Source organism: Micromonospora sp. CV4 (genome assembly GCF_003667455.1).
Lineage (GTDB): Bacteria > Actinomycetota > Actinomycetes > Mycobacteriales > Micromonosporaceae > Micromonospora.
The window spans coordinates 154,435-177,506 of sequence record NZ_RCVI01000278.1; the positions used below are offsets into that span (position 1 = coordinate 154,435).

Below are 23,072 nucleotides of genomic sequence, written 5' to 3' on the forward strand. Positions count from 1 at the left end.
CACAGCGCCCTCCATTTCATGCCATTGGTACCCCGTGCGCAGGAAAAGTTCGCGACGGCTGAGGCTCGACATTACTAGTTCTGTCAGCAAAGGCCAGCGGCTGGCCCAGACGGCAGGAAGATCTATCCGAACCTCGTCTTCAGACTCGCCCCCATGGCGCACTTTTGATTTGCTAGCGACGTCGCCATCAGTTCCAACGGATGGGTCCTGGAAATCAATTCGGATCCGGGCGACACGGTCCACCTCATCTCGAACTGACCTCAATGCAACTATCAGCCGTTCGAGATCATCGACTGTCACGCCCAGCTCACGCAGTCGCGACTCATCGAAATTCGTCGCCTGATACGTAACTTGGAAAGCTATCTCAAACTGGTTGCCAGTCAGAACTATCGATCGCATAGGCTCCGCCCGTCACTTCAGGATGTTATCGAACCAGTCTTCCCCACCCCTGGGAGTGAAGACTGTTCCAGCATCGCCGTCCTCGATGACAACCGCTCGCTTGTCGGAATCCCAGTAACCAACTCGTCCGTTGCGGAGGTAACGGACCCGGACATTCGGCACATTGCCATTAATGACACCGTCGACATAATAGCCGAGAGCCTTCGGGTCGACACCCCTGACGAAATGGGTTCCGTCACCGTCGGGACGCAGCGCCTCGCCGTTCGCGTGATTGGCAATATTCCGAGATACGTCATCCAACTCATCGCCGCAGGTGTTGTGCACCAGCACTGGCGTGCTGCCGGCCATCACATAGTACGTGTGGATCTCGGCAACGTTCAGGTTGTAGGTAGTCTCCCGCTCCGAGGAGGCTGAGACCTGCTTGCCGACCTTCACCGCGACGCCGTTCGGCGTCAGCAGCTTGTCGCCCGATTGAAGCGCCTGCGCCGGCTGCCACTTCCGCTCTGCCGCATTCCAGAACGGGTGATCCTCCGTCGTCTTGAGCTCCGCCCCGGCGACCTGCAAGGCGCGCAGGTCGTCCTGGTGGATCCAGAGGTGGGTGACCCTGCGGCTGCCCTTCTCCCCCGTCTCCGGATCGGCAGCCTGCACCTCGTCACCGACCTTGAGTTCGCTGATCGGTTTGGTGCTGCCATCGGCCATGAGCACCCGGGTATCGCCGCTGAAGCTGCAGAGGCCGAGGGACACCGACTCGACCTCCACCGCACCCCGGCGGGTCAGGTTGCGCAGCGCGCCGAGTCCGGAGCCTCCACCGCTGACCAGTGCACCGGTGGCAGCGAATTCGCCCTCGGCCGCGGCAGCTTCCATGAAGCAGGCGGGACCCGTCAGGGCACAGGCCAGGGCGCCAACGATCAGCGCGGTCTGCGCCAGTTGCTCCAATTTGGAGAGCTTGTGGAACGGGTTGTTGAGGCTGCACTTGAGCCGGTCGTTGCCCATCACGTCTGAGCAGAGGAAGACCCAGTTGTCCTGGTACTTCGACGCCCAGTCGCGAAGGTCCCCCCAGGTCATCTTCGCCGAGCCCGTGTACTCGCGCGCGCGGATCATGTCCCGCTTGGTCTTGTCGAGCGGCGCCGCGTACGTCATCACATCGTTGATCGTCGGCGGCTTCTTGTGGGCGTACGGGTCCACGGTGTTGCTGCACCCGTTGCAGCCGTCGTTGTGCCCGTCGACGTAGTGGTAGTCGCCGTTGACGTCCTCGTAGTCCGCCCCAGGGGCGCAGGCGTCGTCCGAGCACGCCTTCTCGCCGGTCGGGTCGCTGAAGGTGATCGGGCTGTTGTTGCCGTAGGCGTAGGCGTTCCACTGCTGGGGATCGGTGATGTCCTGCACCGGGTCGACCGAGATGAACCGGCCCAGTTGCGGGTCGTACTCGCGGGCACCGATATGGGTGAGACCGGTCGTGTCGATGTCCCCGCCGACGAAGCCCTTCTTGTTCACCCAGGTCGACTGCTGACCGCGCGGGACGCCGTACGGGGTCTGCCGCCGGACCGTCACCGTCTGCTTCAACGCGTCGACGGCCACGCTCTGCGTGCCCTGGTGGTCGTCGAACACCCAGGTCAGGCCCGCGCCGTTGCGGGAGGCGACGGTGCTGCCACCGAACGCGTAGTACCGGGTCCCGGAGGTCAACCCGTTGTCGCGCCGGACCTCCTGACCGGGCAGGTAGAGCGTCGCCCCGGTGGCGTCACGGTGGATCAGTCGGCCACCCTCGGCGTCGTAAATGTTGCTGCCGGCGGAGGCCGCGGCACCCGACACGGAGGCCAACCGGCCCTCGGAGTCCCAGCTCAGCGACTGGGCGTTGGCGTCCGGCGGGCAGGTGTTCGCCGTCGTGCCGGCCGGGCGGCAGGTGGTGTTGCCCGCCTTGTCGTAGTCGAAGCGGGTGGTCACCGCGGACTGCCCGGGCGCCGCCACGGTCACCGACTTCACCGCGTGCGGCCGGACGACACCCTTGCCCGGGGCGGGCAGCTCGTAGGTACGGGTGGTGTCCCCGCCGAGCGCGTGCGAGACCTCCTTCGTGCGGTTGCCGATGGCGTCGACCGTCCAGTCGAACCAGTACGGAGCCGGGCCGCCGAGGTTGGCCACCGTCGGTGCGGAACCACAGTTCACACCCGCCTTCGGTGTCCAGGCGGAGGTGAGGCGGCGCAGGTCGTCGTAGCCGAAACACTGGGTGTCGGCCTGGCCGACCGCCGGCGCGTCCGCGACGGAGGTCATGTTGCCCGCGTCGTCGTACCCGTAGGTCAGGTCCGCGACCGTCCCGGCGGCGGTTTCCGGCTGCACCCGACTACGGGCCAGCCGGTGGGTGGTGAGGTCGTAGTCGAACGCCTGCTGGACGTAGACCCCGCCGTCGGTCTTCCGCGTGTTGATCGTCGGCTCGCCGTACATCGTGTACTGCTGTCCGATGACGTACCGACCCACGTTGATCAGGTTGGTGTCCAACGAGGTCGGCAGGCCGGTGACCGGGTCGTAGTTGGTGGTGACGGTCTCCGTGGTGAGGTTCGCGACCGCCGGCAGCGTGACCGAGGTCGGGCTGCCGTCGTAGGCCGAGTAGCCGTACCCGTAGGACCATGTGCCGGTGAGCCCGGTGCCCTCGACCGACGGGATCACGTACTGCACGCCGGTCGGCTGGTATCGGGTGTTGAATCCGGTCGGACGGATGGTGTACGCGTTCGCCGAGCCCGGCGGGTCGTACCGGGTGCTCTGCGTCAGCTGTCCCCGCAGGGTCTGACCGGTGTACAGCTTGTCGTACTTCCACTCGGCGCGCTTCGTGGTCGTCGACTTGCTGCCGTCGTACAGGCCGATCTTCCGCCCGATCTGGTCGTAGTCGTAGACCAGTACCCTGCCGTTGGCGTCGGTGCTCTCGATGACGTCGCCGAAGGCGTTGTGCTTGGTGGTGGTGGTCCCCTTGTCGGGGTCGCTCACCGAAGCCTGCCGGCCCTGGATGTCGTACGTGTAGGTCCACTCGTCGCCCGCGGTGTCCCGCATGCCGGTGAGCTGACCCTTGCGGTTGAAGGAGTAGCTGGTCGAGTGCTGCGGCGTCACGTGCTGGCGCAGCTCGACCGTGTTGCCACGCGCGTCGGTGACGGTCGTGACCGGAGCGTTCTTCGCCGGCGGGGTCACCTTCGTCGAGTCACCGAAGTACTCGGTCGTGGTGCGCCACTTCTCCACCAGGTTGGTGACGCCGTCGGTGCCGTAGAAGATCGAGGCCCTGGTGCGGCCCGCGTCGTCGTAGACGGTCCGGTTGAGCGCCGGAACCGACCACTCCGGCTCCCACCAGAGGCCACCGGTGGGCGCGCCGGGCTCGCCGTGCGCGGCGTAGCTGGTCACCGCCCGGCCGGCCTTGTCGTAGAGGGTGTCGGTGACGACCCGGCCGCCGCCCACGCCCGCACTCTGGGTCTGGCGTGGCCGGAACAGGGCGTCCTGGATCTGGTACGAGACCAGGTAGCCACCGCCGGCGTGCAGGGTCTTGGACATGGTGTACGGGTAGGCGTCCCGGTTGGCGGCGAACACGTAGGTGTGCTCCACCGACGGGCTGGTGGGGTGATCGGCCTTCGCCCACCCGACCTGCCACGCCCGGAACAGCCGGCCGAGGGCGTCGTACTCGCGCTCGCTGGCCCGCCCGTTGAGATCGGTGGACTTGGTGGGCGCACCCCGGTACGGGTCGATCTCGATGGACGAGCTCCAGCCGGTGGTGCCGCCGGCGGGATCGGGGGCGGTGGTGGTCACCTTCAGCAGCGGGCCGCCCGAGGCCGGCGTGTAGCCGGTCTTCGTGACGTTGCCGCGGACGTCGGTGGTGGTCAGCGGCCGCCAGTAGGCGTCGAAGGTGCCCTTGCTGACGACCTGCCAGGACGTGCCGGTCGTCTTGCTCCAGTCCTTGAGCTTCTCCAGCTGGGTGACCGCGCCGACCGTCGGCGCGGTGTCGACGCTGGTGGCGCCGTCGTAGTAGTTCCGCTCGTCGGAGATGACGTCGTCGGTGGTCTGTGGCGCACTGCCGCAGGCGAGGGCGGTGACCGTCGTCTGCTTGACCAGCGTCACCAGGTTCTTACCGGTGTTGCGGTTGTAGCTGTAGGTGGTGCACCGCTCGTCGCCGGTCTTGCCGGTGTCGCCGTCGTCCTGGACCTGGGTGACCGTGCCGTAGGTGTCGTCGAAGCTGGACTGGGTGCGTGTCACCCGCCAGCCGGAGGCCCCGTCGACACCGAGGGCGGTCCCGGAGTAGGTGGCCCTGGTGTTGGTGAACCGGGCGGTGACGGTGTCGCCGTTGATGGTGCGGGTGGCCGACGCCGACGACAACCACGGCACGTTCACCGTCTTCGACACCGGCTTGGTGTCGACGCCGTTGTAGACGATTTGCTCACGGACCATGCCTGCGAACTGGTCCTCGTCCTTCACCGTCTCGGTGCCCAGCGACGCCCCCACGGTGACGTCCCGGGTGCCGCCGGAGGTGGACGCCTTGTCGCCGTGCATGCCGCGCAGGTAGGTGGTACGGGTCAACGTCTGGCTCGGCGCATCACCGACCCGGGTCTCGACCGTCGCGTAGCCGCGGAACTGGTTCCAGGTCTTGCGCTTCGGCTTGATCAGGCCGTTGTCGTCGGCGTAGTGCCAGGCCGGCGCGCCGACGTAGGTGTAGAAGGTGTTCTTGACGGGCTGGCCGTGGTCGGTGCCGTTGACCACCACCATCAGGTCGGACTCGGAGACCTGGGTGACCACGTACTTGTGCCACCACTCGGTGACGTCGGGGCCGTCCGGGTCGTACGGGTCCGGCCCGATCACGGGGAAACACCGCTTGGTGTTGCCGTAGGTCGACGCGGGCAGGTTGCCCGACGAGCAGTCCGGCAGGCTGTAGGTCACCTGGATCTTCGCGCCGGTCTCGGTGACGATGTTGCCGATGCGCATCCGGTTGTTGGTGGTGTTGTTCTTCGTCAGCACCCGGTTGCGCAGGGCGACCGGCTCGAAGGTCACCGGCGGCATGGTGACCGTGCCGCCCACGTGTCCCGCGCGCACCACCGAGGTGAGGAACATGCCGGCGTAGTCGCTGCCGTCACCGACCGCCGGCCAGGAGTGGACGAGCGTCCAGGAATCCACCGCCTGCCAGGCCGGGGTGCTCCTGGTGGTGTCCCACACCTGCGTGGTGATCTTTGACAGCCGCTTCGTCGACCAGAACGTCGGCGCGTAGTTGCTACCGCAGTTGGCCGCGGCAGCGGTGCACTCCTGGTCCCAGGGCACGTCCTTCCAGTGCGCCGCGTCGTGGGTGGAGCAGTTGGCCTCGCAGCGGTCGGCGGTGGCGAAGAGTACCTGCGCGGTCGGCGTGATCGACCGGTCGGTGGCACCCCGGTCCCAGGTGCCGTAGTCGATCCGCTTCAGGGTGCCACCGCGGACGTAGGAAGCCTTGTTCGTCGTGGAGAAGTTCTTGGCGTAGTAGTTGGTCTCCTGGGCGTACCAGTACGACATGGTGTTGCCACGCGGGTCCACCACGTAGTCCAGGTTCCAGCGCCATGCCTGGTCGCAGAACGAGGACGCGAAGGTGGATCCGTTGCAGGGCTCACCGGCGTGGTTGCCGGCCACCGGACTGGTCCAGGTGGAGCCGGTGGTGGTGGTCTGCCCCGGCAGGTTGTGCAGGCCGAAGAAGTACTGCACACCGTCGGTGGCGGTGACCTTCCAGTACTCGCCGTTGTCGTCACCGTTGGACGCGCCGGACAGCTTCTCGATCTTCGAGCCGTCCTCGCTGCGGCTGTGCCAGCCCTTACCCGACTCGTACACCAGCTCGGCGCCCCGGCCGTTGAGCGACAGGGTGGCGTTCTCCGAACGCCAGCACTGGTCACCGGTCTTCTGGCTGTTGTTGTTCTCGCCGGTCATGTCGTCGGAGCAGCCGACGTAACTGCGCTCGATGTAGCCGGGCCAGTAGTCGAAGCCCTCGCCGAGCCAGGAGGGCTGGTTGTTCGACGCCTCCGACTTGCCGTCCACGGCGCTGCTGGAATAGGCCAGCGACATCGACGGGGCGGGGCCCCCGATGGCCGGCGGGAACTGCAGCGGGTAGGACCAGGAGAAGTCACCGGTGGCGCCCCCGGCCGACCAGGTCGAGGAGGCCGCCAGGGGCGTCGCCGAGAAGTCTCCCTCGCTGCCGGACGCGCCCGCGCTCAGCGCGACCAGCGTCGCGGCCGAGGTCGTCGCCGCGGTGGTCCGGGCGCCCGTCCCGGCCGCCGACAGCGGTACCTCCGCGGTGACCGTGCCGTCCGCATTACGGGACTCCAGCGGCGTGGCCGCACACCCGGCCTTCTGCGGGCTGGTCAGCGCGCAGTCGGGTACCTGCCAGAGCTTCAGCCGCGACGACCAGCTACCGCCGTACGCGTTCTTGAAGCTGCGATAGTCCACCGAGACGGTCGCCGCGCCCGCTCCGCCCGGCTTCGCCGCCGCGCCCGTTCCACCGGCGCTGCCCGAAACCTTCAACAGCAGCCCGTCCTGCCACTGCGCCGGCACGGCCGCGCGATCCAGCACCTCCACCGAGACCGCATCGGTCCGGGCGCCTGCCGCGCTGGGCGCCCGGCCCACCGACACGGGCAGGGTGCCGGCGCGCACCGGCGTCGCGGCGGCCTGCCGCTGGGCGGTCGACGCGGCGGGCAGGGTCACCGAGGCCCGGCCCGGCTTCGGCCAGACCGGCGTGGCGAGCTGGGCGCTGGGGACCTTCTTGACGGGCCACGCCCGACCCTTGGCCGGCCCGCCGTCGGAGTCCAGCTTCTCCTGTTGAGCCGTCAGGTGCGGCCGCGGCTTGGCCGCCGCCTGGGCCGGCACGGAGAGCACCGACAGGACGAGGGTGCCGGTCAGCACCGCGGCGACGGCGGCCCGCAGCCGGGTCCGGATCAATGGGGTACGTAGGGACGTGCGGGATGTGCTCAGGGGGTGTCTCACCCATGCCTCCACAGGCGGTTGTTGCTGAAGGGTGGTTTGACGCGCGGGGGATGGCCGAGGGGCGCGCCGGCCAGCCCGGAGGCCGACCGGCGCGCGCGCCGTGAGCGGTCAGTCGGTCGGCGTGACGTCCGCCACCGACTGCCTCTCGTTGAGCTGCTTGACGTCGACGTCGGTCAGCGCCCCCTGGTAGAGGCTGAGGTTCGACACGTCGCCGTCCCACTTGTCGACGGTCTGGGTGGCCTGGCCCGGCGGCGTGTACCGGGAGGCACCGACCCAGAGCGGCCCGGTGGCGTCGAAGGCGGCGGTGAAGGTGCTCGGGAACGGCACGGTGGTCACCCGGTCGCCGTTGACGTAGAGACGGACCTCACGGCGGCCCAGGTCGTACACGCCGACCAGATGGGTCCAGGTCGACAGGTCGTCCTCCGCGTTCATCTGCCGGGACGTCATCATGGCGTCCACGACGTTGCCGTTCTGGGGCGAACTGTCCAGCCCGAAGAGGCTGAACGACCACCAGTTGCCGGCGACCCCGTTCACGGTCTTCGTCCGCTGCCCGAGATAGAAGGCGGAGTTCTTGCTGCCGATCTGGGCGATCGCCGTCTGGATGCCGAGCGACTCCGGCCGCAGCCACACCGACACCGAGAACGAGTCGTCCGTCTTCGCCACCCGGGTGTCCTGCCAGGTGCCACCGACGTTCTTCATCGAGTGGCCGTACTCCGTGGTGACCTGGTTGGGGTCCTCGAGGCCGTGCGAGTCGAACCGCAGGAAGCTGCGGCTGTCGCTGCCGACGTCGGTGCCGAGGGTCAGCGCGAGACGGCGGCCGAACTGACCGGCCTCCGGCGCGTTGCACAGGTCCGGATCGGTCGACTCGACGTAGCAGGGGATGGCGGCGTTGAAGTTCCAGTCACCGACCAGGGTCGGACGCAGCATTCCCGGCTCGTCGAAGCCACCGGAGTTCGGGTCCTCGGCGAGCTGACCGGTGAAGTCGTGACCCACCAGCGCCCGGTTGAAGACCTGGACGTCGGCCAGGGATCCGGTGAAGAAGTTGTCGGACACCTTGGTGTTCATGGCGTAGTTGCGGCCGACGTGGAACGGGCCGGCGGCGTTCCATGCCGTCGTCCACGGGGTGGACGCGACAGCCGCGCCGTCCACGAACAGGGTCAGGGTGCGAGCGGCCTCGTCGTAGGAGAAGGCGACGTGTCGCCAACGGTTGACGTCGGCCCCGGTGATTGCGGTGGGCGCCTGCAACACCGTGTAGGGAGAACCGGTGCAGTCGCCGTTCCGCATGGTGACGTTCCACCGTGGCACTCCGGCGACCTGGACGATGCCGAAGAAGAAGCCGAAGTCGCAGGCGCCGCTCTGGGTCGCGATCGCCATGTTGTGTGGCGGCACGCTGGGCAGCCGCACCCACGCCGCCACACCGTACGACTTCGTCGTGTCGACGACCCGCCCGGACGTCGACAGGTACGAGCCGGCAGCGGGTCCGCCGAGGGTGGCGGCCTGCCCACCGACCAGGCGGGCGTCCGACGGCCAGGTGACGTTCGTCGCCGTCAGCGGGGTGTCGCCGCCCAGCGCCGGCTGGCCGTCAGCGAGAGCCTGCGCCTGCGTCACACCCGGGTAGCTCTCCAGGCCCCAGCGAGCGACGGCCGGCGAGGGCCGGCTCGCGGTGAACTCGGCGGAAGCACGCCCGACGTTGTTGGCAGCGTCGACCGCGGAAACCTGGAGCACGTTGAGGCCGTACCTGGGCACGACGAGCGAGACCTCGGCGCTCATGCCGCAGACGGTGCTGCCTCCCGACGGCGCACACCACCTGTTGGCCGCCACCTCGGTGGTCGGCGCCGTCCAGCCGTAGCGGAACTTGGTGACGGTCGTGTCCGACGAGCCGATGGAGAACGTCGCCACCGTGCCGGGCAGGGGGTTCGGGCTCGACGACGTGAGGTTGACGCTCACCTCGGGGAGCTTGGTGTCGACGAGGAACTCGCACCACGCGGACCAGGCGCTGGTCTTGCTGTAGGGCGCCGGGTCGGTCGACCTGGCGCGGAAGGCGTAGGCGCCGCCTTCGACCAGACCGGAGAGGGCTGCAGTGGTGGAGCGGCCGTTGGCCGGCACCGATGCTCCCGCCGGCGCCGTCTTGCGCGGCGTGGAGTCGTTGTAGCCGCCGGTGGTGGGAATCTGAAGCCACTCGTACGCGGTCCGCAGCGCCTGCCCGGTGTCGGCGTCCGGGAAGATCGCCGAGAAGGTCGGGTTGAGCGTGCCGATCCCGATCCGTTGTCCGGTGGGGCAGGCAACGCCCTTGACCTGAAGGTTGTTAGGCGCGCCGGGGATGGAGTCGAAGTCGACGATCAGCTTCGCGCTGTCCGGCCAGAACTTCTTGTAGCGGTCGGTGGTGGACTCCCCCGAGCCGTCGGTGGCGCTGCACGCGCAGAAGCCCATGGTGATGTTGGTCCACTTGTTGGTGGCGTGGGTCTGGATGACGCTGGTGACGGCCGAGCCGGTGAAGTTGACCGTCATGTCCGGCTGCGGCGAGTCGGAGCAGCCGGAGCCCTCGTTCGCGTGCGACTGCGCGGTCGACTTCAAGCTGTTCAGCTTCGGCGCCCACGCGGTCCGCGGCGTCGAGGAGATGCCCGCCGAGTGGTACATATACGTCGGCGTGTTCGTGCACGACCAGGAGTGGTCCAGCTTCATCTGCACGTACGCCGACTCGATGTGCTTGCCCTTCATCGAGGTCAGCGGGAAGTCGAAGTACGAGCGGTAGATCTTGCCGCTGTCGGGGTCCCGGCCGACCCGGGCCACCGCCGTGTCGGTGTTGTTGGTGTTGTTGTTCGTGGCGTATGCCCACCGGGACTTGCCCGTGGACCAGGCCGGATCGATGAACACCGGGTAGGCGGCCGCGGTCGACAGCAGGCCGGTGTCCGGGCGAAGCACCAGGTCACCACCATCGACCTCGACGCCGACGGCGGCCGTTGCCGCGGCATCGCCCGGTGCCGCCGCCGTGGAACGGCCGAGCTGTGCGCCGCCCTGGACGTCGCCGGCGGCCATCGACTTCGCGGCCGCCGCCGACGGCGTGGTGTTCGAGTCCCACATCACGGCCGGCTCGGCCGACGCGAGCACCTCGGCACCCGCCAAGGCGGAAAGCCGTCCGTCGGCGCCGCGCACCACGCGCGCGTCGCCGCCGAGGTCGAAGCGCAGGCTGCGTAGCGCGGGGTTGGCGGCGGCCTGCGCGTTCTTGACCGCGAAGACGTGCGTGAAGCCGGTCCGGGTGGCCCGCAGCACCAGGTCCGTGCCCGGTAGCACCTCCGGGTAGGTGGCCGAGTCGCCGCTGACGGCCGGCTTCGGCAGCCCACCCGGCCAGGACAGGGTCAACGACTTCCCCTGCCGCACCAGCGTCACCGCCGGGCGCTTGCCGCCGGCGGAGAACCGCACGTCGGCCACCGAAGCGGCCGGACGCAGCGAACCGTCCGCGCCGGCCCGGAGCGACAGGTCGACGGACGCCCAGGACCCGTCCGCACGGCGGACCCGCTGTGGCGTGACCGCCGACTCCGACGTGAACCCTCCGGACGGGTTCGCGAAGACCTGCGTCAACTCGGTGCGGGCGTCGGCCACCTCCACCCGGCGGCCGGAACGCCTCGCCTGGGCGACCGCGGTGGCGGCGTCCGGCGCGACCGACGGATTGGTGGGCTTCGGAGCGGGCGGCGCCGCCTCGACGGACGCCGGTGCGACGAGTAGAGAACCCACGAGCACAGCCGCAACGCCAGCGGCGGTGAATCGGGAACGTCTCAGGAAGAAGGCAGGCAGCATCGAGCGGCCAGTCACCATCTCAACCCCCGTGATTGAACATGAACCAGTGGCGAGACTGTAGGGCTCAGGCGACACCGTGTCTATATCAACCACTCTGAGTAACCCAGGATCGGACAAGATCGCCTATACGGAGACCGTCCATGACGGAAGGTGATGGCTACGGATCGCCGGGTCCTCACCGGTTCTGAGCGGCGCGGTCACCGCTGGACCGCCATGGCGACGGGCGACCGGCAACGAGCCAACCAGCGAGTTGCTGACCGGTCACCTCACCGAGCGCAGCCGTTCTCCGCACAGACGGGATCGGCCAGGGCAGCCGCGCGACTCCATGCAGGTACTCCGCCGGTAGGCACCCAGGCCCGGGCAGGTCTCGCGCGGAGCCGCGGCGCCACGAGATCGTCGGCGAACCGTCGTCGCTCGGCGACCAGAGCGTCCGCGGCGCCCGGCGTGCCCATCGAGATCTCGCCTTCGATGTGACCGGTGATCTCGACATGGCGGCGAACCTCCGACGCCTCGCACCGTCTCACGTCGTCGGCGTCGATGACCGCCGTCAGCGTCATCAGTGGCGGCTCGACCGCGTCGGCCAGGCAGGCGGCCAGCCGGTCATGCCCGTCGAGAATCAGGTACGAGTCCGGGCCACTCACCCACCACAACAGGATCGGCGGCAGCGTGCCGTCGCGGACCTGCTTGCGGTAGGCCTTCACCCGAGCGTCATCGGGCCGGGACATCGGTCGCATGGGCAGGACGAGGCCACTGCCGCCGTGGATGTACCAGTCAAGCTGCCCCCCATCGTCGTCGACCAGCAACTCGGACCACCGCTCGGCGGGCGGGGCGGGGTTGAGAAGCGACCCGGAAGCCTCCACATGGCTGTGCCCTCGCCCATTCGGCGTGCGTCCGCCCACCGCAGAGTTGGCAACCCGACCGGTAGCCACGCAGTCGCAGGTAATCGACGTGGTAGGAGGCAGCCCCCGCGACAGCCAGCGCGACGACGCCCGCGTCGCTGTACAGAAGTGGGCCGCCGTATCACCGCCGGCCCACTTCTATCGCGAAACCGCCGGCCGCCCCCCTCGTCCCCGGCGGCCGGCAACCGACGTCACTCGATGGGGATGACGTCCTGCACCTTCTCGGCGTCGAAGAGGGTCTGCACCCCGGCGTCGGTGAGCGCGCCCTGATAGAGGCCCAGGTCGTCGATGCCGCCGTTCCAACGGTCGGCCCATTGCGTCGCCTGGCCGGTGGGTGTGAACCGGGCGCCGCCCACGACCAGCGGACCCGTCGCGTCGAACGCGCCGGTGAACAGGCCGGTCGCGAAGGACACGGTGTTCACGAGGTCACCGTTGACGTAGAGCCGGATCTCCCGCCGGGATAGGTCGTACACGCCCACCAGGTGGGTCCAGGTGGACAGATCCCCCTCGTCCATGATGCGCGACGTCATCCTCGCGGTGATGGTCTTACCCTGTGAGTCGTCGCTGTCTACGCCCCACATCGTGAAGCTCCATCGGTACTCGGTGGTGCCATTGACGTTGAAGCCCCGCTGCCCGAGGTAGAACGCCGACTGCTTGGTCCCGATCTGCGACACGGCGGTTTGCGTGCCGAAGGCGTTCGGGTTGACCCAGGCGGACACCGAGAACGACTCGTTGGTCCGCAGCACCCGGCCGTCCTGCCATACCGGTGCCTGCGGGTCGGCGAGGTTGTTCTGGGACCGGCCGTACTCCCGGGTTGCCAGGCCGTAGTACGGGTCGGCCGGGTCGTCGACGAAATGCGTCGCGTCCAGCAACAGGCCGTCGTCGCGGTGACCGTACCCGACGTTGCTGCCCTGCGTCAGGGCCAGCCGGCGACCGAACTGCCCAGCCTCCGGGGCGCCGCACAGCCACGGATCGGTCGACTCCTCATAGCACGGAGTGGCACCAGCGAAGGACCATTCGCCCACCTTGACGGCCGCCAGCATGCCCGGCTCGTCGACGCCGCCGGACGTGGGGTCACTGGCCAGCTGACCGGTGAAGTCGTGAGCGACCAGTAGCCGGTCGTAGACCTGTACGTCGGTGACCCAGCCGGAGAAGAAGCCGCCGTTGGCGTCTGCGAGGCGGTCCCGACCGACGACGAGCGGCCCGGTCGCCGCCCATCCCAGGCCACGGTTGGCCATGAAGGTGCCGGACGCGGTGACGGTCGTCGGCACGCCGTCCACCCACAGCGTGATCTTGTTGTTCGTCGCGTCCCAACTACCGGCGAGGTGGACCCACCGATCGGCCACGGCAGTGGTGGGTGCCACCGCATTCTCGAGTACCACACCGATCTTGTCGGCGTCCGGGATCCGCATCCGCCACTTCTTCGCGGTGCAGTCGTAGGTGAGGTAGAAGGCGCTGTTGTGCGCACCGTCGGCCGAGAGGACGGTCTGGTTGCCTCCGCAGGTGGTCGACCTCAGCCGCACCCAGGCCGCTACCGAGAAGTCGTCCGAAGTGTCCACCACCGGCCCGGTCGCCGTCAGGGCCGAGGCGGAGCCTCCCTGGAAGGTGGCCGCCTGGCCACGGACGAGGTGCGCGTCCGAGTCCCAGGTGGTCGTCCCGCCGCTGAGTGGCGTGTCACCGGCGAGGCTCGGTTGGCTGTCGGCTAATGCCTGGGCCCGGGTCGCCCCGGGGTACGTCTCCAGGCTCCACCGCGCGACCGCCGGCGACGGGCGCTTCGCGATGAACTCGTACGACCCGTACCCGATGTTCCCGGCTCCGTCGACAGCGGAGAAGTAGAGGACGTTCAACCCGTACTTCGGCACCACGAGCCGGAGCGTCGCGCTCTTACCCGGCTCATACCAGACGGTACCGGCACCGATCCCCGTCGTGGGCGGGCTGGTCCATCCGTACCTGAAGCTCTTGACCGTTTCGTCCCGAGTGTTGATCCGGATCATCTTGACGCTTCCCGGGCCCGAGTCGGCACCGACCGCGACGACCCCGACCCGCGGCACGAACGTGTCCACCATGAACTGGCACCAGCCAGACCAGGCACTGGTCCGACTGTAGGGGGCAGGGTCCGTGGCCTTCGCTCGGAACGCGTAGCGGGTGAGCGCGGTCAGGCCGGACAGCGTCGCGGTGGTGGACCGCCCGTTGGCCGGCACGGACGCCCCGGTAGGCGGCGTTCGGCGCGGGGTGGTGCTGTCGATGACACCGCTGCTCGGCACCTGAACCCATTCGTAGGCGGTGGTCAACGCCTGCGTGGAGTCGGAGTCCGGGAAGATCGCGGAGAATGTTGGGGTCAGCGTGCCAATGGTGATCTGCTGCCCGGTCGGGCAGGACAGCCCCGCGGCCTGCAGGACGATCGGCGCGCCGGGGATGCTGTCGTAGTCGACAATGAGTTTCGCGTTGGCCGGCCAGAACTTCTTGTAGCGGTCGGTGGTGGACTCGCCCGTGCCGTCGGTGGCGCTGCACGCGCAGAAGCCGAGGGTGATGTTGGTCCAGTTGTTGGTGGCGTGGGTCTGGATGATGCTGGTGACGGCCGAGCCGGTGAAGTTGACCGTCATGTCCGGCTGCGGCGAGTCCGAGCAGCCGGAGCCCTCGTTCGCATGCGACTGCGCGCTGGCCTTGAGGCTGTTGAGCTTCGGTGCCCAGCTCGTACGCGGGGTCGTCGAGATGCTGGCCGAGTGGTACATGTAGGTCGGGGTGTTGTCGCACGACCACGAGTGGTCCAGCTTCATCTGCACGTACGCCGACTCGATGTGCTTGCCCTTCATCGACGACAACGGAAAATCGAAGTACGAGCGGTAGATCTTGCCGCTGTCCGGATCCCTACCGACCCGTGCCACCGCCGTGTCGGTGTTGTTGGTGTTGTTGTTCGTCGCGTACGCCCATCGCGACTTCCCCGTCGACCACGCCGGATCGATGAACACCGGATAGGCCGCGGCCTCGGACAACAAAGCGGCGTCCGGTCGCAGCAACAGCGCCCGACCGGCGACCTCGACTCCGACCGCCGCAGTCCTCGCCACGTCACCCGGAGCCGCCGCCGAGGATCGGCCCGGCAGGCCACCGCCCTGGTTCTTCCCGACGGCTGCGGCCCGTGCCGAGGCCGACAGGACGGTGTTCGAGTCCCACATCACCGCCGGCTCTGCCGTCGCCAGGACCGCCGTGCCCGCGAACGCGGACAACCGCCCATCGGCGCCACGCACCACCCGGGCGTCCCCACCCAGGTCGAATCGCAACGACCGCAGCGCCGGATTCGCCGCCGCTTGCGGAGACTTGACCGCGAAGACATGCGTGAATCCCGTGCGGGTCGCCCGGAGCACCAGGTCCGTGCCCGGCAATACCTCCGCGTACGTGGCCGAGTCACCCGACACGGTCGGCCTCGGCAACCCACCCGGCCACGACAACGTGAACGACTTCCCGGCCCGTACCAACGTCACCGCCGGACCCTTGCCACCGGTCGAGAACCGCACGTCCGCCACTGAGGCCACCGGCCGCAGAGTTCGACCGGCGGACCGCAGCGACAGGTCGATCTCGGCCCACGAGCCGTCCGCCCGACGCGTCCGCTGCGGCACCACCGCCGACTCCGTCGTGAACCCACCGGACGGATTCGCGAAAACCTGTGACAACTCCGACCGCGCCGACAGCACCTCCACCCGCCGGCCGGACCGCTTCGCCGCCACCACAGCGGACTCGGCGTCAGGCGCCACCGACGGGTTCGGCGCCGCAGCCACGGGCGCCGCCGCCTCGGCGGGTGATGGCGCCACCAGCAAGGAACTGACGACCACGGCCGCGATGCCAGCGGCAAGGAAACGTCTCAGCGGAAAGGCAGGCAGCATCAAGCGGCCAGTCGCCATCTCAACCCCCGTGAAGGATTTCAACCAGTCGCGCGCACTGTATGGCACTCGGTGCGCTCCGTCTACAAACGCCATCAGGTAAGCCAGCGCTCGACCGTGAGCGGCCCGGCACGAACGGCCGTCGATACCGCAGGTCGCACGTTCGCGGCACGAGGTCAGCAGCGGACCTCGCTCCGGCGATCGGTGCGGGCCGGCAGGAGAACCGCCGACCCGCACCGGGTCACTTGTCGGCCTGCGCGTCGCAGAGCACGTCGATCTGCACGATCCTCGACGTGCCCTGACGCACCATCTGCTGTTGGTTGCTGCTCAGGTCGTCACCGAGGTAGTCCACCGCCTTGGTCCGGTCCCGGATCTCGTACACGGTCACCCGGCAGGTGCCGGTGCCCGAGTCGGTGCCCTGGCCGGTGGCCAGGTAGTCGTAGAACAGGTAGGACAGGTCCGTGCCGCCCGAACTCAGGGTGAGCCCGGGCGCGGTGACCGCAGGCACGCCGTCGCCGGCCGGCCCGACGTAGGACAGACCTTCGCCGTCCGCGTACGTCGTCTTGACCAGCGTGAATCCCTCCACGCGGATGCGGTCGGCGTAGCGCTGGGTCTCGTTGCCGTCGCCGCTGCAGCCAACCACGGCGACGACCAGCAGCGTGGCCGTCACCGCGTATCCGGCCCGGCGGGGCACCGACGTCAGGAACACGTGAACACTCCGGAGTAGCAGACAATCCGGTCGGCCGTCTGATAGTAGCGACCGATGCTCGTGGCGTAGACCGTTGCCCGAGGGCCCAGATCACCACCCTGCAGCCGAGCCTCGTTGTAGTTGCGTTCCCCGACGTTGTAGACCCCGGCGCCCACCTGCTGCGGCGTCCACTTCTCCTTCATGCCGGCGGTGGCGGTCCGCTCCGCCAGGGCCGTGGTGTCCTTCAGCCGGTACGCCGTCACTTTGATGGAGAGGTCGTTGTGCCAGATGAGCGAGGACCAGTCGACGTCTCCCAATGCCTCCGGGTGGTTCGCCTTGGTCTGCTCGAACGATTCCTGTTGGATGTTGCCCCAACCAATCGACGGAGGGTTCGCCTGCTCGCCCTTCTTGAAGCCCGTCACGTTGCCGACGAACTCCTTCAACGGGCCGTAGATGCCCAGCTTGTCCGCCACCACGCTGGCCGCCTGCACGTTCTGGTCGATCGACGCGTACTTCTCGGAGTTGCCCACCTCGGCCATCAGCACCGCGAGCAGCCACCGCGGGTCGATGTCCGCCTCCTGAGCCGACTCGACGGCCATCAGCAGCCAGGCCGCCGGACCACTCGGGTTGCGCCACATCGTGGCTCCGACCACCTTGCGGTAACTCTGCTCCCAGTCCTTGGTCTTGGTCAGTCGCGGTGGCCGACGTCCACCCCAGCCGTTGAGCTCCGGATCACGATCCAGCCGCTTGCGGTTCTCGACGTCATGCAGGATGTCCTGCTGATACTCCTGCATCGAGACCCCCTCCGGGATGGTGCCCGTCGGGTCGGAGGCCGTCACCGGCGAGTTGTTCGCATACGCGTAGGCGTGGAACTGCTGCGGATCCTTCAGGTCCTGAACCGGGTCCACTGACACGAAGCGGCCGAGGCCGGGGTCGTAGTCGCGTGCCCCGATGTGGGTCAGACCGGTCGGGTCCTTGTCGCCGCCGACGAAGCCCTTCGGGTTGCGCCACTGCGGCTGGCTGCCACGTGGATCGCCGTAGGGGGTCTGCCGCCGGACAGAGACCTGCTGGGTGAGCGCGTCCACGCCGACCTGCTGGGTGCCCTGATGATCTGAGGAGAGCCAGGTCAGTCCGTTCGGGTCACGGCTGGCGACGGTTCTGCCGCCGAAGGTGTAGTACCGAACGGCAGAGACCGTCGAGCTGCTGGCCCGCCGGATCTCCTGGCCGGGCAGGTAGAGGGTGGTGCCGTTGGCGTCCCGGCGGACGAACCGGTTGCCGTCGACGTCGTACACGTTCGACTCGACGGTCTGACCACCAGCGCTCACGCTGGCGAGCTTGCCCTCGCTGTTCCAACTCAGCACCTGGGAGTTGGTGTACGCCGCGTCGCACGTGTTGGTGGTGGCGCCCGTCGGGCGACAGGTCATGTTGCCGGTGCTGTCGTAGCCGTACCGGGTCGTCACCGCGGTGCCGCCATTGGTGGCCGTGCTCACCGAATTCACGCCGTGCGGGCGGACCACGTTCTTGCCGCCGGCCGGCACTCCGTAGGTGCGGACTGTGTCGCCGGCCGTGGCGTGCACGATCTCGGTACGACGGTTGCCGACGTCGTCGATCGTCCACTCGTGCCAGTAGGGGGCCGGGCCGCCCAGGTTCGCCGTGGAAGGCGCGGTCGCACAGGTAACCCCGGTCTTCGGCGACCAGGCCGTGGTCAGCCGGCGCAGCGAGTCGTAGCGGAAGCACTGGCTGTCCGCCGAACCCACCTGTGGCGCGTCGGCGACCGAGAGGATGTTCCCGGCGGCGTCATAGCCGTACGTGGTGTCCTGCACCGTCCCGGCTGCCGTCTCTGGCTGCACCTTGTACCGCTCGAGCCGGCGGGTGGTCAGGTCGTAGTACGCCGCATCCTGGACGTACACCCCACCGTTGGTCTTCCGCGTGGTGATCGTCGGCTCACCGTAGGCGGTGTACTGCTGACCGATCACGTAGGAGCCGACGCCGATCAGGTTGGTGTCCAGCCCGCTGGCCAGGCCCGTCGTGGCGTCGTACCGGGTGGTCACCGTCTCGGTGGTCAACTTGTCGGCAGCGGGCAGCGTCACCGAGGTCGCGTCCCCCGTGTAGGGCGAGTAGCCGAAACCGTAGCTGTACGTTCCGGAGATGCCGGCGCCCTCCACGCCCGGAACCACGTACTGCGCACCGGTCGGCTGGTAACGCTGGTTGTACCCGGTCACCCGGTAGGTGTACGCGTTCGCCGAACCCGCGGGCTCGTAGCGGATGCTCTGGCCCAGCTGGCCCCGCAAAGTCTGGCCGCTGTACAGCCGGTCGTACTTCCACTCGGCCCGCTTTGTGCCGGCTGAGATGGTGTCGTCGTACATACCGATCTTGCGGCCGAGCTTGTCGTACTCGTAGACGAGCAGCTCGCCGCGGGCATCGGTGGTCTTCACCAGGTCGCCGTAGTCGTTGTACTCGCTCACGGTCGTACCCTTGTCGGGATCGGTGGTGGCGGTCTTCCGCCCCCGGATGTCAACGGTGTACCGCCACTCGTTGCCCATCGAATCGGCGACGGTCCGCAGTTCTCCCTTGCGGTCGTAGCTGTAGCGCGTCGTCAGGGTGCTTGACCCGTGTTGACGAAGTTCGACGGTGCGCCCCAGGGCATCCACCACCGTCGTGGTCGGTACGCCCCCTGACGGCGGGGTGACCTTCGTCGCGTCACCGAGGTGCTCGGTGGTGGTGCGCCACTTCTCCACCAGGTTCGTCACCCCGTCGGTGCCGAAGAAGATCTGGTCGGTGGCTCGGGAAGCACCGTCGAAGACGGTTTTTGTCAGCGCGGGAACGGACCACTCCGGCTCCCACCAGAGCGCGCCGGACGGCGTGCCGGGTTCGGCGTGGGCCGAGTAGGCGGTGACCGCCCGGCCGGCCTTGTCGTACAGGGTGTCGGTGACGACCCGGCCACCGCCCACGCCCGCCGTTTGGACCTGCCGGGCCCGTAGCAGCGCGTCGAAGATCTGGTGGGATGTGGTGTACCCACCGCCCGGGTGCAACGTCCGGCTCGTGGTGTAGGGGTAGGCGTTTCGCGCCGCGGCGAACGTGTAGTCGTATCGCGCCGAGGGGCTGTCCGGGTGGTCGGCCTTCGCCCAGCCGATCTTCCAGACCTGCGCGGTACGGCCGAGCGCGTCGTACTCGATGTCGGTGACCCGCCCGTTGGGATCGGTGGTACGCACCGGCGAGCCCCGGTACGGCTCCGACTCCACGGTGCTGACCCAGCCGGTGCCGCCGTTGGGGTCCGCGGTGGTCGTGGTCACCATCCGCAGCGGTCCACCGGAGGCCGGCAGGTACGCCTTCGTCGTGACGTTGCCTCGGTCGTCAGTGCTCCGGCTGATCCGACCGAAGGCGTCATGGCCGGACTGGCTCTTGACCCGCCAGACCGTGCCGCCCTCGCTCGACCAGTCCTTCAAGCTCTCGACCTTGGTCACCAACCCCTTCGTCGGGGCGGTGCCGACGCTCGTCGCACCGTCGTAGTAGTTCCGCTCGTCCGAGACGACGTCGTCGGGTCCGGTCGGCGCGACCCCGCAGGCCAGCGCCGTGACGGTGGTCTGCTGGACGGCGTCGACGAGATTCGCGGCGGTGTTGCGGTGGTAGCGGTACGTGGTGCACTTCTCGTCGCCGGTCTTCGCCGTGTCCCCGTCTTCCTGGGTCCAGGTCGTCGTGCCATAGGTGTCGTCGAAGCGAGACACCGTCCGGGTGGTGCGCCACCCCGAGGCCCCGTCCACTCCGAGCGCGGTGGCCGAATAGGTGGTCATCGTTCGGGTGAAGCGGGCGGTGACCGTGTCACCGTTGATCGTGCGGGATGCCAGTGCCGGTGACATCCAGGGCACGTTGACTGTCTTACTGACCGACTTGGTGCCGACGCCGTTGTAGGTAACCTGCTCGCGCATCAGGCCGGCGAACTGGTCCTCGTCGTACACCGTCTCGCCGCCCAACGAGGCGCCGACCGTGACGGTCCGCGAGCCGCCCGAGGTGGACGCCCGGTCTCCGTGCATGCCACGCAGGTACGTGGTGCGGGTCAGCGTCTGGTCCGGCGCGTCGCCGACCCGGGTCTCGACCGTGGCGTACCCCCTGAACTGGCTCCACGTCTTGCGCTTCGGCTTCACCAGGCCGTCGTCGTCGGCATAGTGCCAGGCCGGCGAACCGACGTAGGTGTAGAACGTGTTCTTCACCGGCTGCCCGTGGTCGGTGCCGTTCACCATCACCATCAGATCGGACTCGGAGATCTGAGTGACCACGTACTTGTGCCACCACTCGGTGATGTCCGGTCCGTCCGGATCGTATGGGTCCGCGCCGATGACCGGGTAGCACCGCTTCCCGTTGTCGTAGGCCGCTGCGGGAAGGTTGCCCGACGAGCAGTCCGGAAGGCTGTAGGTGACCTGAACCCTGGCGCCGGTCTCGGTCACGATGTTGCCGATGCGCATCCGATTGTTGGTGGTGTTGTTCGCCGTCAGCACGCGGTTGCGCAGGGCCACCGGCTCGAACGTCACCGGCGGCATGCTGACCGCCGTGCCGGCCAGACCGGTGTGCGCGATCGCGCTCAACCACATGCCGGCGTGATCGCTGCCGTCACCGACCGCCGGGTAGGTGTGCGTGAGCGTCCAGGAGTCCACGGCCTGCCACGCCGGAGTGGCCTTGGTGGTGTCCCAGACCTGTGTGGTGATCTTCGACAGTCGCTTCGTCGACCAGTAGGTCGGTGAGTAGTTCTCCTTGCAGTTCGCCGCGGCCTCGGTGCACTCCTGGTCCCAGGGCACATCCTTCCAGTGCGCCGCGTCGTGCGTGCCGCAGCCGGCGTCACAGCGGTCCGCCGTGGTGAAGAGCACCTGGGCGGTCGGCGTCACCGACCGGTCGCCGGAGCCCCGGTCCCACGTGCCGTAGTCGATGCGAGTGAGCGTGCCGGCCCGCACATAGGACGCCTTGTCGGTGTTGGTGGCGTTCCGCCCGTAGTAGTTGGTCTCGGTGCCGTACCAGTAGGACATCGTGTTGCCACGGGGGTCCACCACGTAGTCGAGGTTCCACCGCCAGGCCTGGTTGCAGAACGAGGCGGTGAAGGAGCTGCTGTGACACGGCTCGCCACTCTGGTTTCCGGCCACGGGGACGGTCCACGTCGAGTTGGTCTTCGTAGACTGGCCGGGCAGCCCGTGCAGGCCGAAGAAGTACTGGGTGCCATCGGTCGTGGTGACCTTCCAGCTCTCCCCGTTGTCGTCACCGTTGCTGCCACCGGTGACCTTCTCGATCTTCGAACCGTCCTCGTTGCGGGTACGCCAGCCCTTGCCCGTCTCGTACACCAGCTCGGAGCCGCGCCCGTTCAGGGACAGGGTGGCGTTCTCCGACCGCCAGCACTGGTCGCCGGTCTTCTTGCTGCTGTTGCTGTTGGTCATGTCGTCGCCGCAGCCGACGTACTTACGCTCGATGTAGCCGGACCACAGGTCGAATCCCTCACCGACCCAGGTCGGTTGGTTGTTGTCGGTGCCGGACTTGCCATCCATCGTCGCCGACGAATAGCCGAGCGAGAAGGTCGGTACCGGGCCGGCGATTCCCAGTGGCACCTTCATCGGATACGACCAGTTGAAGTCACCCGTCGCGCCGCCGGCGGACCAGGTCGCCGATGGGGCGAGTGAGGTGGCGGTGTAGTCACCCTCAGGCCCGGCGGCGCCGGCTGCAAGCGCGACGAGAGTGGAGCCGGCGGCACGGGCCCCGGGCGCCGCCACCGGCACGGGCACCTCCGCGCTCACCTGGCCGTCCTTGTTGACCGATCGCAACGGCTTGGCGACACATCCGTGCACCGGTCGGTTCTGCAAGGCGCACTCGGGCACCTGCCACAGCCGCAGCCGGGATGACCAGCTGCCGCCGATGGCGTTGCGGAATTCGCGGTAGTCCACCGAGATCGCGGCGGCGCCGGGACCCGCCGCCACGCCGCCCGCGGTCTTCGCAGCGGTACCACTGACCCGGATCAGCAGGCCGTCACGCCACTGCGCCGGCACGGTGGACCGGTCGAGCAGCTCCATGGCCACCGCGCCGGTCCGCGCTCCCTGCGGCCCGTCGGCCCGGCGCACCGTCACGGGCAGACCGCCGGCTCGCACGGCGGGGACGGCGGTCTGCCGCCGGCCCGCACCCGCTTCCGGCAGCGTGACGGTCGCCCGGCCGGGTTTCGGCCACACCGGAGCGGCGAGCTGGGCGTTGCGCGCCGGCTTCGTCGGCCACGCCCGGCCGGTGGCGGGCCCGCCGTCGGAGTCCAGCGCCTCAATCTGCGCCGACAAATGCGGCTTCGGCTTGGCCACCGCCTCGGGCGGGGCCGCAAGGACCGAGACAACCAGGGCACTGCTCAGCAGCGCCGCCGCGGCACGGCGCAGACCTGAACGTGATGTGGGCAGCATTGATCTATCCGGCGCCATCGCATCCCCCGTGATGAGCTGAACCAGTCGGCGA

General features: G+C 68.5%; 7 protein-coding genes. 1 reads left to right on the forward strand and 6 read right to left on the reverse strand.

The window, feature by feature from the left end:
* Positions 1-411: 411 nt before the first annotated feature.
* From EAD98_RS17810 to EAD98_RS17825, 4 genes are all read right to left on the reverse strand, one after another.
* Positions 412-7,350 (reverse strand): RHS repeat-associated core domain-containing protein, encoded by a 6,939-nt coding sequence (locus EAD98_RS17810; protein ID WP_147457420.1) that lies wholly within the window; start codon positions 7,348-7,350, stop codon positions 412-414.
* A gap of 108 nt (positions 7,351-7,458) precedes the next feature.
* Positions 7,459-11,082: a LamG domain-containing protein gene (locus EAD98_RS17815; RefSeq protein WP_147457421.1), complete on the reverse strand. Its 3,624-nt coding sequence runs from the start codon at positions 11,080-11,082 to the stop codon at positions 7,459-7,461.
* Positions 11,083-11,411: 329 nt separating this feature from the next.
* Positions 11,412-11,948, reverse strand: a complete 537-nt coding sequence (locus EAD98_RS17820; RefSeq protein WP_147457422.1) for a hypothetical protein — start codon at positions 11,946-11,948, stop codon at positions 11,412-11,414.
* A 287-nt stretch (positions 11,949-12,235) separates the two neighbouring features.
* Entirely contained in the window at positions 12,236-15,322 is a 3,087-nt protein-coding gene (locus tag EAD98_RS17825) for a LamG domain-containing protein (protein WP_158609815.1), read from the reverse strand.
* Positions 15,323-15,437: 115 nt separating this feature from the next.
* On the opposite strand from EAD98_RS17825, the gene EAD98_RS30975 reads away from it, so the two are divergent.
* Positions 15,438-16,022 (forward strand): hypothetical protein, encoded by a 585-nt coding sequence (locus tag EAD98_RS30975; RefSeq protein WP_158609816.1) that lies wholly within the window; start codon positions 15,438-15,440, stop codon positions 16,020-16,022.
* A gap of 138 nt (positions 16,023-16,160) precedes the next feature.
* Here EAD98_RS30975 and EAD98_RS17830 read toward each other — a convergent pair whose 3' ends face one another.
* Together EAD98_RS17830 and EAD98_RS17835 are read right to left on the reverse strand one after the other, a co-directional pair.
* Positions 16,161-16,628, reverse strand: a complete 468-nt coding sequence (locus EAD98_RS17830; protein WP_121655176.1) for a hypothetical protein — start codon at positions 16,626-16,628, stop codon at positions 16,161-16,163.
* The gene (locus EAD98_RS17835; protein WP_147457423.1) at positions 16,619-23,020 is read right to left on the reverse strand and encodes an RHS repeat domain-containing protein; all 6,402 of its coding nucleotides are present in this window, start codon (positions 23,018-23,020) and stop codon (positions 16,619-16,621) included. The genes EAD98_RS17830 and EAD98_RS17835 overlap by 10 nt, the downstream gene beginning before the upstream one ends.
* Between the last annotated feature and the right edge of the window lie 52 nt (positions 23,021-23,072).